We start from the raw sequence: 313 nt of genomic DNA, 5'->3' as shown, positions 1-313 counted from the left end.
TCGCAGCCCGCGTACCGCTCGTGATCGAGGAGTACGTCCAGGAGCTCGGCCCGCATCGCCCGTGAGACCCGGCTGCCGGGCGCGGCGAGTACGGGCGCGAGGACGGCCCGCACCTGGGGCGGGTTCCCCCGCACCAGGCCGGTGACCAGCGGAAAGAGGACCGCGCGGGCCGCGGGGCCTTGCTCCAGACGCCGTTCCACGAAAGCCGCCGCATGGGCGGCACCATCCGGGTGCCGGTCGACGTACTCCCGTACGAGATCGGCCGCCCGGCGCGCCAGGGCGGGAGGACTCACCTCGGCGAGCGCCCGCACCA

1 protein-coding gene is annotated in these 313 nt (G+C 75.4%); it reads right to left on the bottom strand.

The genetic code is table 11. The features are described 5' to 3' along the window. The coding region (locus tag J0695_RS36185; protein ID WP_206969013.1) for a hypothetical protein at positions 1–313 on the bottom strand (313 nt) is incomplete at both ends.

The organism is Streptomyces beijiangensis, assembly GCF_017315755.1.
In the GTDB taxonomy this organism is placed as follows: domain Bacteria; phylum Actinomycetota; class Actinomycetes; order Streptomycetales; family Streptomycetaceae; genus Streptomyces; species Streptomyces beijiangensis.
Note: the sequence above shows the minus strand (reverse complement) of the source record. Positions and strands in the feature narration are given on the sequence as shown.